This window comes from Streptomyces sp. NPDC058741 (genome assembly GCF_042746715.1).
Taxonomy (GTDB): domain Bacteria; phylum Actinomycetota; class Actinomycetes; order Streptomycetales; family Streptomycetaceae; genus Streptomyces.
The window spans coordinates 1-15425 of sequence record NZ_JBHYQH010000031.1 but is presented as its reverse complement, the minus strand read 5'-3'; the positions used below and the strand labels follow the sequence as shown (position 1 = coordinate 15425).

Below are 15425 nucleotides of genomic sequence, written 5' to 3'. Positions count from 1 at the left end.
AGTTGGTCCAGCCGTGGTTTTGGGGTTCTCGATCGCCCTGATCGTCTTCAGCCTGCTGCTGATGCTGCTGGTGCTGATGCACAAGGGGAAGGGCGGCGGCCTCTCCGACATGTTCGGCGGTGGCATGCAGTCCTCCGTCGGCGGCTCCTCGGTCGCCGAGCGCAACCTCGACCGGATCACCGTCGTGATCGGTCTGCTGTGGTTCGCCTGCATCGTCGTACTCGGCATCATGATGAAGGTGAACAACTGACCGAGCTGCAATCCGCACGGATCGGTACGTAAGGCCCCATGTTCGGTACGCGCAGCTGAGCGCGGCCTATCATGGGGCTTGCGTCTACGTGTGAGGGTTGTAACTCCAATCACTGGACGCGCGTTGGGCCTTACGTAGACTGAGGCGCTCGCAGCGAAGCGGAACGCCGACTCGCTTCGCGGCACCATCACGCAGGGAGTTACGACCGTGGCAAGTGGCAACGCGATCCGGGGAAGCCGGGTCGGGGCGGGGCCGATGGGCGAGGCCGAGCGCGGTGAGTCCGCGCCCCGGCTGCGCATCTCCTTCTGGTGCTCCAACGGACACGAGACCCAGCCGAGCTTCGCCAGCGACGCGCAGGTGCCCGATACCTGGGACTGTCCCCGCTGCGGCTTTCCGGCAGGCCAGGACCGGGACAACCCCCCGGACCCGCCACGCACCGAGCCCTACAAGACGCACCTCGCGTACGTGCGCGAGCGGCGCAGCGACGCCGACGGCGAGGCGATCCTCGCCGAGGCGCTCGCCAAACTGCGCGGCGAGATCTAGGACTTGAGACCGGCCGGACACCCACAGGTGCCCGGCCGGAGCCACCTCTCCGGCACGCGCCGCGGACCGACTGTCAGTGGTGCCCTCTACGGTTTGTGCGTCGGACGAACCATGAGGGGGAGCGGTGTCGGCGGTCGAGACGGGGAGCAGGCGCGTGCCCGCGTGGTGCGGGGACTTCGGGCGGTTGTGGAGCGCGGCCGTGCTGTCCAGCTTCGGTGACGCGCTGCGCACGGCCTCCCTGCCCCTGCTCGCCGTCACACTGACCCACGAGCCGCTGCTCATCGCCTCCGTCACGGCCTGCGCCCATCTGCCCTGGATCGTCTTCGGCCTGCTCGGCGGGGCCGTCGCCACCGCCTGGGGGCCCAGCACCCCGCCCCTGCTCACCGCCGTCTTCTTCGCCTTCGCCGTCCTCGCGCTGATACCCGTGCGCGCGGCGCAGGTATCCGTGGTCGAGCCGGACGACGGGGCCACGACAGCCGGCGTGGCGCTGATCAATTAGGTTGGGACCGGCAGCGGGGCAAGGTACGCAGGCAGGACAGGAAAGAAGGCTGAAGTCCGAGATGAACGCAGACGGCCGTACCAGGCTCAACCAGACGTCCGAGTGGGCGGCACTGGCCAAGCACCGCGAGCAGCTGGACGAGGTCCAGCTGCGTGAGCTGTTCGCCGCCGACCCCGGCCGCGGCACCGCGTACACCCTCCGGGTGGGGGACCTGTACGTCGACTACTCCAAGCACCTCGTCACCGAAGACACACTGCGGCTGTTGCGCGAACTGGCCGCCGCCACGGATGTGTTCGGGCTGCGGGACGCCATGTTCCGCGGCGAGAGGATCAACACCACCGAGAACCGGGCCGTGCTGCACACCGCGCTGCGGGCGCCCCGGGACGCCGTGATCGAGGTCGACGGCGAGAACGTCGTGCCGGCGGTGCACGCCGTGCTCGACCGGATGGCCGACTTCGCGGACCGGGTACGGTCCGGTGCGTGGACGGGGCACACCGGCAAGCGGATCCGCAATGTCGTCAACGTCGGCATCGGCGGCTCCGACCTCGGTCCCGCGATGGCCTACGAAGTGCTGCGCGCCTTCACCGACCGGTCGCTGACGGTGCGTTTCGTGTCCAACGTGGACGGTGCCGACCTGCACGAGGCGATCAGGGACCTGGACCCGGCGGAGACGCTGTTCGTCATCGCCTCCAAGACCTTCACGACCATCGAGACGGTCACCAACGCCACGTCCGCCCGCTCCTGGCTGCTGGCCGCCCTCGGTGACGAGGCCGCCGTCGCCCGGCATTTCGTCGCCCTGTCGACGAACGCGGAGAAGGTCGCCGAGTTCGGCATCGACACGGCGAACATGTTCGAGTTCTGGGACTGGGTCGGCGGGCGGTACTCCTACGACTCCGCGATCGGCCTGTCGCTGATGATCGCCATCGGCCCGGACCGGTTCCGGGAGATGCTCGACGGGTTCCGCATCGTCGACGAGCACTTCCGCACCGCCCCCGCCGAGGCCAACGTGCCGCTGCTGCTCGGCCTGCTGGGCGTCTGGTACGGCAACTTCCTCGACGCCCAGTCGCACGCGGTGCTGCCGTACAGCCACTACCTGTCCAAGTTCACCGCCTACCTCCAGCAGCTCGACATGGAGTCCAACGGCAAGTCGGTGGACCGCGACGGCCGCCCGGTGGAGTGGCAGACCGGGCCGGTGGTGTGGGGCACGCCGGGCACCAACGGGCAGCACGCCTACTACCAGCTGATCCACCAGGGCACCCAGCTCATCCCGGCGGACTTCATCGGCTTCGCCCGCCCGGTCGGCGAACTGAGCGACGGCCTGAAGGCGCAGCACGACCTGCTGATGGCGAACTTCTTCGCCCAGACGCAGGCCCTCGCCTTCGGCAGGACGCCCGAGGAGGTGCGGGCCGAGGGCGTGCCGGAGGAACTGGTGCCCCACAAGACGTTCCAGGGGAACCACCCGACGACCACGATCCTGGCCACCGAACTGACCCCGTCGGTCCTCGGCCAGCTGGTCGCCCTCTACGAGCACAAGGTGTTCGTGCAGGGGGCGCTGTGGAACATCGACTCCTTCGACCAGTGGGGCGTGGAGCTGGGCAAGGTCCTCGCCAAGCGCGTCGAACCGGCGCTGACCGAGGGCGCGGAGGTGGAGGGCCTGGACGCCTCCACGAAGGCGCTGGTCTCGACGTACCGGGAGCTGCGCGGCCGCCAGTGACCCGAGCCGGGCCGCGGGCGCGGACGGTGCGATGCCGTCCGCGTCCCGTGGACTCCCGGGCGATCATGACAGCGAGCGCTCGGCGGAGCGCAACGTGGCTTGCAGCCGCGGGAGTTGGACCGGCGGGACTCACACCGCGGTCCGTCCCGAAGCCCCGGGACACGGCCCGGGCGGTGTTCCACCCCGCGGGGTTACCGCAGCCGCTCGGTCCGTCGGCGGAGCGGCTCAAGAGGCTCCGGTTCGTCGCCGGTGCGGTCGCCTCCCCCGGGGCTATACCTTGATCGAGGGGGAATCCGTACGGCTCGACCTCAGGCCGGCGCGCTGAGCCGGGAGGTCCTCATGCCACCGCGCTGAGCGTGTCCGCCAGGCGCCGTCTGGCCGCCCGGGCCGCGGGGACGGCGGCCAGCGCGGCCGCGCAGAGCACCGCCGCCGCGCCCAGCAGCAGCACGAGCGGGGCCGGCGGGCTCTGGGCGAGCCCCGCGCCGATGCCGCTGCTCCTGCCCTGGGCGTCGATCAGCCAGTGGGCCAGCGGCAGACCGAGGGCGGTGGCGGCGAGGACGGCCGCCAGGGCCGTGAGGCCGGTGGCCGTGACCGTGATCGCGGTGATCTGCCGGGGCGACAGGCCGATGGCCTTCAGAGCGAGCAGGTCGCGCTCGCTCTCGCGGACGGTGCCGCCGATCGCGGTCAGCAGCTCGATCAGCCCGATGAGGGCGAGGACGGCCACCAGCCCGGCGACGACCGCGCGCAGCGGGGAGAGCCCGTCGGCGGGGTTCGCCACGGGGTGCACGTCCAGGTGGCCCCGCCCGGCCGTGGCGAGCCGCTCGGCGACCTCGCCCGGGTCGGCGCCCGGGACCAGGCGGAGCTCGTGGAGGGTCGGCCGGAGCCCGGGGTCGTTCGCGCGCAGGGTGTCGAGGGACGTGGAGATGACCCGGCCGGCGTTCTCCGGCTCGATGCTGCGGCCCACGATGTGCAGGATCTGCGGCTGGTCGCCGACGGTCATCCGGACCCAGTCGCCGACGCGCACGTCCAGCAGGTCGAGCAGCCCCTGGCCGGCCACCGCCTCGTCGGCGCCGCGGGCGGGACGGCCCTCGGCCAGGGTGTACGGGTAGGGGTCCTGGTCGGTTCCGAGACCGCGCAGGGCGATGGTGGCGGTCTGGCCGGGGACCAGGGCGGCCGTCTCGACGCCGGGGTAGGCGGCGGCGACCTCCGGGTCGCGTTCCAGCAGGGAGCGGGTCTGCCGCTCGCTCAGGCCCGCGTCGGCGCGGACGCTGAGCGTGGTGGGCAGTCCGATCTGCTCGGGCTCGCTGTGGAAGCGGTCGAGGGTGGTCCAGGCGCTCATCGCGACGACGATCAGCAGCAGCGGCAGCGTCAGCCGGGCGACGGTGGCCAGGGAGCGGGGGCGGCGGGTGAACGCCGTGTGCCAGCCCAGCACCAGCGCGGGAGGGATCCGCACGCCCAGGGCCCGGCGCGCCACACCGGACAGCCGACGGCCCGGGGGTGCGGCCGGCCTCGGCACCGGGACCGGCGGCACGCGTCCGGCCCGCCAGGCGGCGAGCCCCGTGGTCGCGCCGATGAACAGCACGGCGCCCACGGGGATGACGATCAGCGCCAGGGTGTGCCCGGGCAGGCCCTGCCACACCCCGACCGCGTCCCCGAGCCGCCCCGGTATCCGGCTGCCCAGACCCTCGGCGAGCGCGGCGGTGGCGACGGCGCCCAGCAGGGCGTAGGCGAGGTGCTGGAGCAGGAAGATCCGCACGACCTGGCCGGGCGTGAAGCCGATCGCCTTCAGCACGGACAGATCGCGCAGGTGCCCGCGGATACGGGTGCCGATCGCCCCGTGCACGGCGAGCCCCGCGGCCACCAGCGCGCCCAGCCCGAACAGGCCCAGCACCTGGCCGAGGAGCCGGTTGTCGCCCTGGGCCTCGGCACGGGCCTGCTGCCAGGTGGAGACCTCGCCGATCGCACCGGCCCCCAGCACGGTCACGGCGCGCTGGACGACGTAGGAGGTGTCGCTCGGGTCCGTCAGCCGCAGCCCGATCACCTGACCTCCGGGATCGGGTACGGCCGGCGGCAGGGCCCACACCAGGCCGGGCTGCTCCCCGGGCCGGTAGCGCGGCTCGGCGCTGTCGGCGAGGCCGACGACGGTCAGCTCACGGGCGGTGCCGGGCACGGTCAGGGTGTCGCCGGGCTGGACGAGGAGCGCACGGGCCAGCCGGCTCTCCAGGACGACACCGTTCGGCGTCGCGGGGTCGAGCCAGCCGCCCGCGACGATCGGCGGACGCCCGACGGAGGGGCGTCGCGGGGTGCCGCGCAGTTCGACGGAGGCACGGCTGCCGCGTGAGGAGACGGTGGTGGCGGCGGTCGGGTAGGGGCCGGCGACGGCCTCCACACCGTCCAGCTCGGCCAGCTTGCCGGTGTCCGCCGAGGCGTCGGTGTGCAGCCACACGTGCGCGCCGTGCGACTGCGTGAAGACGCGCTGCCAGGGGTTGGTGGCGTAGCCGAACAGGGCCGTGGCCAGCAGCAGGGAGGCGACGATGCCCGCGGTGGCGAGGACGAGGAACAGGGCCTCGCCGCGGTGTGTGCGCAGATCGGAGTGCGCCCAGCGCAGGGTGGCTCGCACGCGCCTCAGCCCCTCGGCCCGCGCCGGGCACGCCGGCCCGGGGAACCCTCGACGGCGTTCGGACCGGGCTCCCGGCTCGATTCCCGCGCGATCCGCTCGTCGTACCCGCGCATGTCAGTCCCTGAGCTCCAGCACGCCCGATATGCCGGACCGGCGGGGCGGGGTCGTGCCGCCGTCCAGTTCCGCGTCGTCGGCGATGCGGCCGTCGAAGAAGCTGATCACCCGGTCCGCAGCGCTCGCCAGCCGTGCGTCGTGCGTGACCAGCAGGATCGTCTGCCCGCGCTGGTGGAAGCGGGACAGCAGCCGCATCACCTCGCGGGTGCCCTTGCTGTCGAGGCTGCCGGCCGGTTCGTCGGCGAGCAGCAGCGGCGGATGGTTGACCAGGGCCCGGGCGAGGGCCACGCGCTGCTGCTCGCCGCCGGACAGCTCGCCCGGCATACCACGCTCCTTGCCCGTCAGGCCCAGCTCGGCCAGCAGCGCCTCCCGCTCGGTGCGCGCCTGCTTCGGCGAGGCCCCGGCGAGTAGGGCGGGCAGCTCCACGTTGTCCGCGACGGACAGGTTCGACACCAGGTTGAAGAACTGGAAGACGATCCCGATCCGCTTCCGGCGCTCCACCGCCCAGCGGGCCTCGCTGTAGCTGTCGGTGGACTCGCCGTCGAGCCATATCCTGCCCGCGTCCGGCCGCTGGAGCCCGCCGAGCAGATGCAGCAGCGTCGACTTGCCGGCGCCGGACGGGCCGGTGATCGCCACGAACTCGCCCTGCCGGACGCACAGGTCGACCCCGCGCACGGCGTGGGCGGGCGCGCCCTCGCCGTGGTGGGTCTTCACCAGCCCCTCGGCACGCAGCACAGGAGCGGGACGGTCGTCGCTCACTCCAGCTCCTCCAGCTCTTCCTGGCACCGTTCCAGCCAGTCGAGGTCGGCCTGCAGATGCAGCATCGCGCCCTCGATCAGCAGGTGGGCGATGCGGTTGTCGCGGTCTTCGGCGGCGGCCAGCCTGGACAGCTGCCGCATGGTGTTCAGGTACTGGCGCCGCTGCTGGTTGATCAGGGAGATCTGGCTGGCGAGACCGGTCTGCGGGGCGAGCGCCAGTTTCATGAAGAACTCGTCCCGCACCCGCGGCTCGTCCTCGGGCTCCTCGAACCAGGCGCGCAGCGCCTCCCGCCCGGCGTCGGTGAGGTGGTAGACCTTCTTGTTGGGCCGGCTGGACTGCGCGACGTCCTCACCCTCGATCAGCCCCGACTTCTCGAGGCGGCCGAGGGTCACATAGATCTGGCCGACGTTCGGCTGAGGGTACGCGGAGCCCAGCAGTTGCTCAAGGTCCTGCTTGAGCTCGTAGCCGTGGGCGGGTCCGCGGGCGAGGAGTGCCAGGAGGGGCAGGCGCACGCGTGCAGTCCTCCTGTCCGGTCCAATGTGCTCCAGGCCCTAGTATCGCCCATACCTAACGGGTATACATGGCCTCTGATTCCGGGTAAGGGTGCCCGTCGCCGGTGTTCAGGGAGGAACCTATGCGGTGGATCCATGCCGCGGGTAGGGGCCTCCTCGTTCTGGTCGTGGTCCTGACCGGCTACGTCGCCGCAGGAGCCCAGGCGGGCGAGCCCACTCGGGGCGGTCGCGGCCCCCTGACCCTGGCCACCGCCGGAGACCTCACCGGCTACCTCGGCCCCCTCCTCCAGGGCTGGAACCGCACCCACCCCGGCGAGAAGGTGACCCTCGTCGAGCTGCCCGACTCCGCCGACGAGACCCGGGCGCAGATGACCACGGACCTGCGCGACCGCGAACGCAGCCGGTTCGACGTGCTGAACATCGACGTCAACTGGACCTCGGAGTTCGCCGCGGCGGGCTGGATCCGGCCGCTGCCCCGCGACCGCTTCCCGCTGGACACGTTCCTCGCGCCGGTCGTGGACACGGCGACCTACGACGGGCAGCTCTACGCCGTCCCGTACGTCACCAACGCCGGCCTGCTCCTCTACCGCAAGGACGTCCTCGCTGAAGAGGGCGTCGACCCGCCGCGCACCTGGGCGGAGCTGGAGCGGTACGCGAAGACCCTCGCCCCGAAGTACGGCCTCGACGGGTACGCCGGGCAGTTCCTGCCGTACGAAGGGCTCACGGTCAACGCGGCAGAGGCCGTCTACTCGGCCGGCGGCTCGATCCTCGGCGACGAGGGCGAACGCGTCACCGTCGACTCGGCGGCGGCCCGCGAGGGCATCGGGTTCCTGGCGCGCGGCGTGCGCGAGGGCTGGATCCCGAGGGAGGCCCTGGCCTACAAGGAGGAGGAGTCCAAGCAGGCCTTCCAGGACGGCCGGCTGCTCTTCCTGCGGAACTGGCCCTACGCCTACGTCGGTTCCTCCGCGACCGGCTCGAAGGTCGCGGGCAAGGTCGGCGCCGTACCGCTGCCCGGACCCGACGGGCCGGGCACGAGCGTCCTCGGTGGCTCCAACCTGGCCGTCAGCACGCACGCCCGGCACCCCGACTCGGCCGCCCGGCTGATCGCGTACCTCACCGGTGAACCCGTCCAGCGCCAGGTCCTCACACGCGGCGCGCTGCCGCCGGTCCGGGCCGATCTCTACCGGGACCCCGAGCTGATCCGCCGGTTCCCCTACCTGCCGACGCTGCGCCAGAGCGTGCGCGCGGCCGCGCCGCGTCCCAAGAGCCCCCGATACGGCCAGGTCAGCCTCGTCGTGCAGGCGGTCGTGCACGACGCCATGGCAGGGCACCAGACGCCCGAGGCGGCGGTGCGCCGGCTGGCGCGCGAACTCGCGGCCGTCTCGCGCCGATAGCGCGGTCACGCCGGCCCACCGACGACCCTTCCTGCTTGCTTGTTAGGTAACGCGGGGGTCTCATCTTGCCTCGCAGCGTCCGGTAAGTGCAGGTTTACTCTCCCCAACCCGTCGGTAGCTTGCGCCATTTCGTTGACACCCTCTCGACACTGCTACCTAACATGCATGCATAACCGCTGTCCTCCTCAGAGACAGGTCGATGGGTTGAACAGGCACCACTGGTGGCGTGACGCAGTGATCTATCAGGTGTACGTCCGCAGCTTCCTCGACAGCACAGGCGACGGCATCGGCGACCTCGCCGGGGTCCGGGCCGGACTGCCGTACCTCAAGAAGCTCGGCGTCGACGGGATCTGGCTGAGCCCCTTCTATCCCTCGCCGCAGCACGACCACGGCTACGACGTGGCCGACTACTGCGACGTCGACCCGCTCTTCGGCGACCTCGCCGAATTCGACCTGCTGGTGGGCGCCGCGCGGCGGCTCGGCGTCAAGGTACTGCTCGACATCGTCCCCAACCACTGCTCCAGCGAGCACCCCTGGTTCCGCGAGGCGCTCGCCGCGGCGCCCGGCAGCCCGGCCCGGGACCGCTTCCACTTCGCCGACGGCCGCGGCCCGGACGGATCCGAGCCGCCCAACAACTGGCACTCCATGTTCGGCGGCCCCGCCTGGACCCGGATCACCGAGCCCGACGGCCGCCCCGGTCAGTGGTACCTGCACATGTTCGCCCCCGAGCAGCCCGACTGGAACTGGCGCAACCCCGGGATCGGCGCCGAGTTCGACCGCGTCCTGCGCTTCTGGCTGGACCGGGGCATCGACGGCTTCCGCATCGACGTCGCCGCCGGCCTCTTCAAGCACCCGGAGCTGCCCGACTCCGACGACCCGGAGGCCGACGCCCGCACCCGCGACTCGGTCAACCCGCTCGCCTGGAACCAGCCCGAGGTGCACGACGTGTGGCGCCGCTGGCGCTCCCTGTGCGAGGAGTACACCGGGCGTGACGGCCGCGAGCGCCTCCTCGTCGGCGAGGTCTCCGTCCCGACCGCCCGCGAGCACGCCCGGTACGTCCGCCCCGACGAGCTGCACCAGGCGTTCTTCTTCGACCTGCTCAGCGCCTCCTGGGACGCCGACGCCTTCCGCAAGGTCATCTCCGAGGCCATGCAGGACATCGCCGGCACCGGCTCCACGGTCACCTGGGTCCTCAACAACCACGACCAGGTCCGCACCGTCACCCGCTACGGCGAGCCCGCCACCGAGGGCAGCGGCCTCGGCGCCGCCCGGGCCCGGGCCGCCGCCCTGCTGATGCTGGCGCTGCCCGGCGCCGCCTACGTCTACCAGGGCGAGGAGCTCGGCCTGCCGGAGGTCGTGGACCTGCCCGACGACGTGCTCACCGACCCGATCTTCCGCCGCACCGGCAGCAGGGCCCGCATCCGCGACGGCTGCCGCGTGCCGCTGCCCTGGTCGGGCCAGGCGTCGCCGTTCGGCTTCACCTCCGCCCCGGACAGCGCCAAGCCCTGGCTGCCGCAGCCGGAGTACTTCGCCGAGTACGCCACCGACCGCGCCCTCGCCGACACCCGCTCCTTCTGGCACCTGTACCGCGACGGCCTCCAGCTGCGCGCCGCCCTGCCGCAGCTCGGCGAGGGCACGCTGCGCTGGCTGGACGCCCCGCCCGGCGTCCTGGCCTTCGAGCGCGGCGACGACCTGGTGTGCGCGGTCAACTTCGGTACCGCCCCCACCCCCGCGCCGGTCCCCGGCGCCCCCCTGCTCGCCAGCGGCCCCTGCCCGCCCCGAGTGCTCTCCGGCTCGACGGCCGCCTGGTGGATCCGTACCTGACCGCTCCGCTGGTCAACTTCCCGAAGGGACATCAACGATGATGCGACGACGCACCACCCTCCTCACCGGCTGCACCGCCCTCGTCCTGGCACTCGGCGCGACCGCCTGCGGCGGCGGCCCCGTCGCGGCAGGCGGCGGCGACAAGGCACTCGACGGCCAGACGATCACCGTGGCCGGCGTCTGGTCCGGCACCGAGCAGAAGAACTTCCAGAAGGTCCTGGACGCCTTCACCGCGAAGACCGGCGCCAAGACGCAGTTCGTGTCCACCGGCGACAACGTCTCCACCGTCGTCGGCAGCAAGATCGAGGGCGGCAACGCCCCCGACGTGGTGATGGTGCCGCAGGTCGGCGTGCTCAAGCAGTTCGCGCAGCAGGGCTGGCTCAAGCCGCTGTCGAAGAAGACCGAGCAGTCCGTCGACGCCGGCTACGCCCCCGTCTGGAAGGAGTACGGCAGCGTCGACGGCACGCTGTACGGCCTGTACTTCAAGGCCGCGCACAAGTCGACCGTCTGGTACAGCCCCGACGCCCTCGCCCAGGCCGGCGTGAAGCCCCCGAAGACCTACGACGAGATGCTGAAGGCCGGCAGGACCGTGTCCGACTCCGGTCTCGCCGCGTTCTCCGTCGCCGGGCAGGACGGCTGGACCCTCACCGACTGGTTCGAGAACATCTACCTCTCCCAGGCCGGACCGGAGAAGTACGACGCCCTCGCCGCGCACGAGCTGAAGTGGACCGACGCCTCCGTCGTCGACGCCCTCACCACGCTCGGCAAGCTCTTCAAGGACAAGCAGCTGATCGAGGGCGGCCAGAAGGGCGCCCTGAACACCGACTTCCCCGGCTCGGTGGAGAAGGTCTTCGGACCGGAGCCCGAGGCCGGCATGGTCTACGAGGGCGACTTCGTCGCCGGCGTCGCCAAGGACCAGTTCGGCAAGAAGGTCGGCGAGGACGCGAACTTCTTCCCGTTCCCCGCGGTCGGCGGCGGCGAGGCCCCGGTCGTCAGCGGCGGCGACGCGGCCGTCGTCCTCAAGGACGGCAAGAACCAGAAGGCCGCGCAGGCCCTCCTGGAGTTCCTGGCCACCCCCGAGGCCTCCGCGGTGTGGGCCCAGGCCGGCGGCTTCCTCTCCCCGAACAAGAAGCTCGACCTCTCCGAGTACGGCGACGACGTCACCCGCGCCACCGCCGAGTCCCTCGTCGAGGCCGGGGACTCGGTCCGCTTCGACATGTCCGACCAGGCGCCGGCCGCGTTCGGCGGCACGAAGGGCGCCGGCGAGTGGAAGCTCCTGCAGGACTTCCTGCGCGACCCGTCCGACCCGAAGGGCACCGCGGCGAAGCTGGAGGCCGCGGCGGCCAAGGCGTACCAGGACTGATACGCCATGACAGCGACTCTCGTGAAAGAGACGAGCCCTCCGACGCCGCCCGGCCCGGTCACCGACCGCACCCGGCGGCTGCGGCGCGGCAGGATCATCGCCCTGCTGTTCGTGTTCCCCGCGCTGCTGCTGCTCGGCGCGCTCGTCGTCTACCCCGTGCTGTTCAGCGTCGGCCGCAGCTTCTTCGACGCCTCCGGGACGACCTTCGTCGGCGGCGACAACTACACGGAGATGTTCCGCGACCCGGCGACCCTCAAGGCCGTCCGCAACACGGCGATCTGGGTCGTCGTGGCCCCGGCGCTGCTCACCGGACTCGGACTGATCCTGGCCGTCCTGGTGGAGAAGGTCCGCTGGGCCACCGCCTTCAAACTGCTCCTGTTCATGCCGATGGCGGTCTCCTTCCTCGCCGCCGGCATCATCTTCCGGCTCGCCTACGACGAGGACCCCGACAAGGGCGTGCTCAACGCGGCCGTGGTCTCCGTCCACGACGCCTTCCAGAGCGCGTCCTCCTACCCGACGGCCCGGGCGCGTGACGGTCAGGGCCTGACGAAGGAGAAGGACGGCTCGTACCGTACGACCACCCCCGTGTCTCCCGGGGACGCGGTGACGCTGGGCCTGGTCGGCGTGCAGCCCGCCGACCTGCCCGGCGACGCCCGGCCGGCCTCGGCGGCGGCGGGGCGGCAGGCCGGCGCCGACGAACTGCGCGGTGTCGTCTACCTGGACTTCACGCCCGGCGGGGGAGGGGAGCAGGGGAAGGTCGACGCCCGGGAGAGCGGACTGCCCGGCATGAAGGTGGAGGCCGTCCGCGACGGCGAGACGATCGCCACCACGACCACCGCCCCCGACGGCTCCTTCCGCTTCGAGGGACTCCAGGTGGGCTCCTACGCGGTGAATCTGCCGGCGTCCAACTTCGCCCCGCCCTACGAGGGCGTCTCCTGGCTCGGTCCGGCCCTGGTCACCCCCGCGATCATCGGGGCGTACCTGTGGATCTGGACCGGCTTCGCGATGGTGCTGATCGGCGCGGGCCTGTCGACGCTGCCGCGGGACGCGCTGGAGGCGGCGCGGATGGACGGCGCCAACGAGTGGCAGATCTTCCGCCGCATCACCGTCCCGCTGCTCGCCCCGGTGCTCACGGTCGTCTTCGTCACCCTCGTGATCAACGTGATGAAGGTCTTCGACCTCGTCTACATCATCGCGCCCGGGCCCGTGCAGGAGGACGCGACCGTGCTCGCGACGCAGATGTGGCTGGTGTCGTTCGGCGGCGGCAACAACCAGGGCCTCGGCAGCGCGCTGGGCGTGCTGCTCCTGCTGCTGGTCGTCCCGGCCATGGTCTTCAACGTCCGCCGCTTCACAAGGAGTCAGCGATGAACGCGGTACGGCGATCCCTGGGCAACGGCGTCGTCCAGGCCTTCCTCGTGCTGGTCGGCCTGGTGTGGATGACACCGCTTGCCGGACTGTTCCTGTCGTCCCTGCGGTCCGCCGAGGACACGGCGAAGGGCGGCTGGTGGACGGTGTTCGCCACCCCCGGGCAGCTGTCCTTCGACAACTACTCGGCGCTGCTGCGGAACGCGGGCATCACCCAGGCCTTCTGGAACACGGTGCTGATATCGGTGCCGACGACGGTGCTGGTCGTGGTCGTCGCGGCGCTCGCCGGATACGCCTTCGCGTGGCTGGACTTCCCCGGGCGGGACACGATCTTCCTCGTCGTGGTGGCGCTGCTGGTGGTGCCCGTGCAGATCGGCCTGCTGCCGGTGGCCAAACTCTTCGGCCAGCTGGGGCTGTTCGGCACGATCCCCGGCGTCGTCCTCTTCCACGTCGCCTACGGTCTGCCCTTCGCGGTGTTCCTGCTGCGGAACTACTTCGCCGAGATGCCGAAGGAGATGCTGGAGGCGGCCCGGATGGACGGCGGCAGCGAGTGGCGCATCTTCATCCGGCTCGTCCTGCCCGTCGGCCGGCCCGCGATCGCCTCCCTGGCCATCTTCCAGTTCCTGTGGGTGTGGAACGACATGCTGGTGGCGCTGCTCTTCGCCGACAGTTCCTCACAACCGCTGACCGTGGAACTGCAGTCCCAGATCCGCCAGTTCGGCAGCAACATCGACGTCCTGGCGCCCGGGGCGTTCGTCTCCCTGATCGTGCCGGTGGTCGTGTTCTTCGCGTTCCAGAAGCACTTCGTGCAGGGGGTGATGGCGGGTTCGGTGAAGTAGCCCGCCACCGCGGCCCGCTAGCCGCCCACCGCCGTCATCGCGTGCTCCAGGTGGGCGCGCAGACTGCGCGGTGGGCGGCCCGTGAGACGTTCGACCGTGTCCGTGACCCGGTCCTCGGCCCCCTCGGCGACGCTCCGGTCCAGGCCGGCGGGGACCGCGGCGAACTCCGGCGGCAGGATCCCTGCCAGCCGGTCGCGCAACTGCTCGTGGGCCATCCGCCGGTGGGTGACGGGGCGGCCCGTCACCTCGCTGATGATCGCGGCCGCCTCGTCGTAACTCAGGGCCTCCGGGCCGGTGAGGACCAGATCGCCTCCCGCGTCGCCGTCGGCGGTCAGCGCGTGCACGGCGACGGCGGCGATGTCGTCGCGTCCACGAAGGCCACCCGCCCCGCGCCGGTCGCGGTCAGGATGGTTCCGTGCTCGCGGATGCTCCGGGCGTGCGCGTGATCACCGGTGAAGGTCTGCATGAACCACGAGGGCCGCAGGACCGCCCACGCGTCGAACAGGCCGGGCAGGGCCTGCTGCACCTGCCCGACGGCCGGGCCGTCGGAGGCGATCGCCCAGGAGCCGAGCAGTACGGCCCGGCTCACGCGGCGGCGTTGTCGAAGCATGATCCGGTGCGTCCGCATACGCTCCGGGCCTGCCTGGAAGCACTGTCCGCGGCCAGTGCGCAGCGGCTCGTGAGCTGCCCCGGACGCACGGGCCCGTTCCAGGAACGGCAGCATGACGGTGGCGGGAACGGGGTCCCCGACCGGCGGGACCAGATGGACCCGGTCCACGCCCCGCAGCGCCTCCTCGAACGTCTCCGGGTCGTACCAGTCGAAGCGGACCGCCCCGGAACGCGCGACGGGGGACGCCCGCCGGCTCGCCGCCCGCACCCGCAGGCCCCGCCCGGCGCGCAGGCGGGCCACGCGCCCGCCGGCCCGGTGGCACCGACGACGAGAACGGCGGCGTTCACCGGTCGCTCCCCGTGAAGTCGGCCGTGCCGTCCCTGGCGGCGGCCGACCGGCTCTTCGCCACGTGCGCGAGCCCCGAGGACGTCACCATGGCCGACATCGCCGCGGCGGCCGGCGTCGGCAAGGGCACCCTCTTCCGCGGGTTCGGCGACCGCACCGGCCTGATCCGCGCGCTGTACGCGTCCCGGCTGGAGCCGATCCGCCACGTCGTCGCCGAGGGCCCCGGTCCGCTCGGGCCCGCGACGCCCCCCGCCGAACGCGTCCCGGCCCTGCTCGACGCCCTGCTGTGCCTCACACTCGACCAGCGGCACCTGTCCGTGGCGCTGGAGGGCCCGGTGAGCGACAGTCCGTACCGCGCCGCGCACTACGACTGGTGGCACGGCACGCTTCGGGACGCCCTGGAACGGCTGCCCGGCTCCACCGACGCGGGCTTCGCCGCCCACGCGCTGCTCGCCGCGGTCCGCGCGGACCTTCTCGACCACCTCACCGACCGGGAGCACGTGCCGCGGGAGCGGCTCAGGGCGGACCTGGCCGCCTTCGCCGCGCGGGTGCTGCGCGGCGGCTGAACGAGGAACGACCGAAGCGGCCGGACCTCCTGATCCCAGGGGGTGCCCCCCCGTGCGGGGGGAGGGGGGCGGGGGGTGGGGGGGGCGCCCGCGGGAAAACCCAAGCAC

The 15425-nt window shown here is 72.1% G+C and carries 12 protein-coding genes and 2 pseudogenes; 10 read left to right on the top strand and 4 right to left on the bottom strand.

Features of this window, described 5'->3' with window-relative positions; all coding sequences use genetic code 11:
• The first annotated feature begins 13 nt into the window (after positions 1-13).
• The 4 genes and pseudogenes from secG (at position 14) to pgi (ending at position 3006) form a co-directional block, all read left to right on the top strand.
• On the top strand, positions 14-250 hold the full coding sequence (gene secG / locus ACFW6P_RS22800; protein WP_386357442.1) for a preprotein translocase subunit SecG: 237 nt from the start codon (positions 14-16) through the stop codon (positions 248-250).
• A 207-nt stretch (positions 251-457) separates the two neighbouring features.
• Positions 458-793 carry an RNA polymerase-binding protein RbpA gene (locus tag ACFW6P_RS22795; RefSeq protein ID WP_003957010.1) on the top strand — a complete coding sequence of 112 codons (336 nt, stop codon included), beginning with the start codon at positions 458-460 and terminating at the stop codon, positions 791-793.
• 124 nt (positions 794-917) lie between these two features.
• Positions 918-1142 (top strand): annotated as a pseudogene (locus ACFW6P_RS22790) (MFS transporter); the annotation flags it as partial.
• A 211-nt stretch (positions 1143-1353) separates the two neighbouring features.
• Positions 1354-3006, top strand: a complete 1653-nt coding sequence (pgi, locus tag ACFW6P_RS22785) for a glucose-6-phosphate isomerase (RefSeq protein ID WP_386357439.1) — start codon at positions 1354-1356, stop codon at positions 3004-3006.
• 337 nt (positions 3007-3343) lie between these two features.
• Here the strand turns inward: pgi and ACFW6P_RS22780 are convergent, their stop codons facing one another.
• From ACFW6P_RS22780 to ACFW6P_RS22770, 3 genes are all read right to left on the bottom strand, one after another.
• Entirely contained in the window at positions 3344-5626 is a 2283-nt protein-coding gene (locus ACFW6P_RS22780) for an FtsX-like permease family protein (RefSeq protein WP_386357436.1), read from the bottom strand.
• A gap of 114 nt (positions 5627-5740) precedes the next feature.
• The gene (locus tag ACFW6P_RS22775; protein WP_386357433.1) at positions 5741-6499 is read right to left on the bottom strand and encodes an ABC transporter ATP-binding protein; all 759 of its coding nucleotides are present in this window, start codon (positions 6497-6499) and stop codon (positions 5741-5743) included.
• A complete protein-coding gene (locus ACFW6P_RS22770) occupies positions 6496-7011 on the bottom strand; it encodes a PadR family transcriptional regulator (protein WP_386357430.1) in 516 nt (171 codons plus the stop codon). Before ACFW6P_RS22770 ends, ACFW6P_RS22775 begins: the two co-directional genes overlap by 4 nt.
• A 122-nt stretch (positions 7012-7133) precedes the next feature.
• On the opposite strand from ACFW6P_RS22770, the gene ACFW6P_RS22765 reads away from it, so the two are divergent.
• The 5 genes from ACFW6P_RS22765 (at position 7134) to ACFW6P_RS22745 (ending at position 13796) form a co-directional block, all read left to right on the top strand.
• Positions 7134-8405, top strand: a complete 1272-nt coding sequence (locus ACFW6P_RS22765) for an ABC transporter substrate-binding protein (protein ID WP_386357427.1) — start codon at positions 7134-7136, stop codon at positions 8403-8405.
• A gap of 165 nt (positions 8406-8570) precedes the next feature.
• On the top strand, positions 8571-10229 hold the full coding sequence (locus ACFW6P_RS22760; protein WP_386424515.1) for a glycoside hydrolase family 13 protein: 1659 nt from the start codon (positions 8571-8573) through the stop codon (positions 10227-10229).
• Positions 10230-10266: 37 nt separating this feature from the next.
• The gene (locus ACFW6P_RS22755; RefSeq protein ID WP_386424513.1) at positions 10267-11592 is read left to right on the top strand and encodes an ABC transporter substrate-binding protein; all 1326 of its coding nucleotides are present in this window, start codon (positions 10267-10269) and stop codon (positions 11590-11592) included.
• 6 nt (positions 11593-11598) lie between these two features.
• Positions 11599-12960: an ABC transporter permease subunit gene (locus ACFW6P_RS22750; RefSeq protein ID WP_386424511.1), complete on the top strand. Its 1362-nt coding sequence runs from the start codon at positions 11599-11601 to the stop codon at positions 12958-12960.
• Positions 12957-13796: a carbohydrate ABC transporter permease gene (locus tag ACFW6P_RS22745; RefSeq protein WP_386424509.1), complete on the top strand. Its 840-nt coding sequence runs from the start codon at positions 12957-12959 to the stop codon at positions 13794-13796. Before ACFW6P_RS22750 ends, ACFW6P_RS22745 begins: the two co-directional genes overlap by 4 nt.
• A gap of 17 nt (positions 13797-13813) precedes the next feature.
• Here ACFW6P_RS22745 and ACFW6P_RS22740 read toward each other — a convergent pair.
• A pseudogene (locus ACFW6P_RS22740) lies at positions 13814-14753 on the bottom strand (ergot alkaloid biosynthesis protein).
• 24 nt (positions 14754-14777) lie between these two features.
• Between ACFW6P_RS22740 and ACFW6P_RS22735 the strand changes: the two are divergent.
• Positions 14778-15317, top strand: coding sequence for a TetR/AcrR family transcriptional regulator (locus ACFW6P_RS22735; protein ID WP_386424507.1), 540 nt, complete (start codon positions 14778-14780; stop codon positions 15315-15317).
• Positions 15318-15425 lie beyond the last annotated feature (108 nt).

Coding starts and splice junctions, on each gene's coding strand:
- ACFW6P_RS22745 (WP_386424509.1), top strand. CDS start 12,957: ATGAACGCGGTACGGCGATCCCTGGGCAACGGCGTCGTCCAGGCCTTC.
- pgi (WP_386357439.1), top strand. CDS start 1,354: ATGAACGCAGACGGCCGTACCAGGCTCAACCAGACGTCCGAGTGGGCG.
- ACFW6P_RS22765 (WP_386357427.1), top strand. CDS start 7,134: ATGCGGTGGATCCATGCCGCGGGTAGGGGCCTCCTCGTTCTGGTCGTG.
- ACFW6P_RS22760 (WP_386424515.1), top strand. CDS start 8,571: ATGCATAACCGCTGTCCTCCTCAGAGACAGGTCGATGGGTTGAACAGG.
- ACFW6P_RS22755 (WP_386424513.1), top strand. CDS start 10,267: ATGATGCGACGACGCACCACCCTCCTCACCGGCTGCACCGCCCTCGTC.
- ACFW6P_RS22750 (WP_386424511.1), top strand. CDS start 11,599: ATGACAGCGACTCTCGTGAAAGAGACGAGCCCTCCGACGCCGCCCGGC.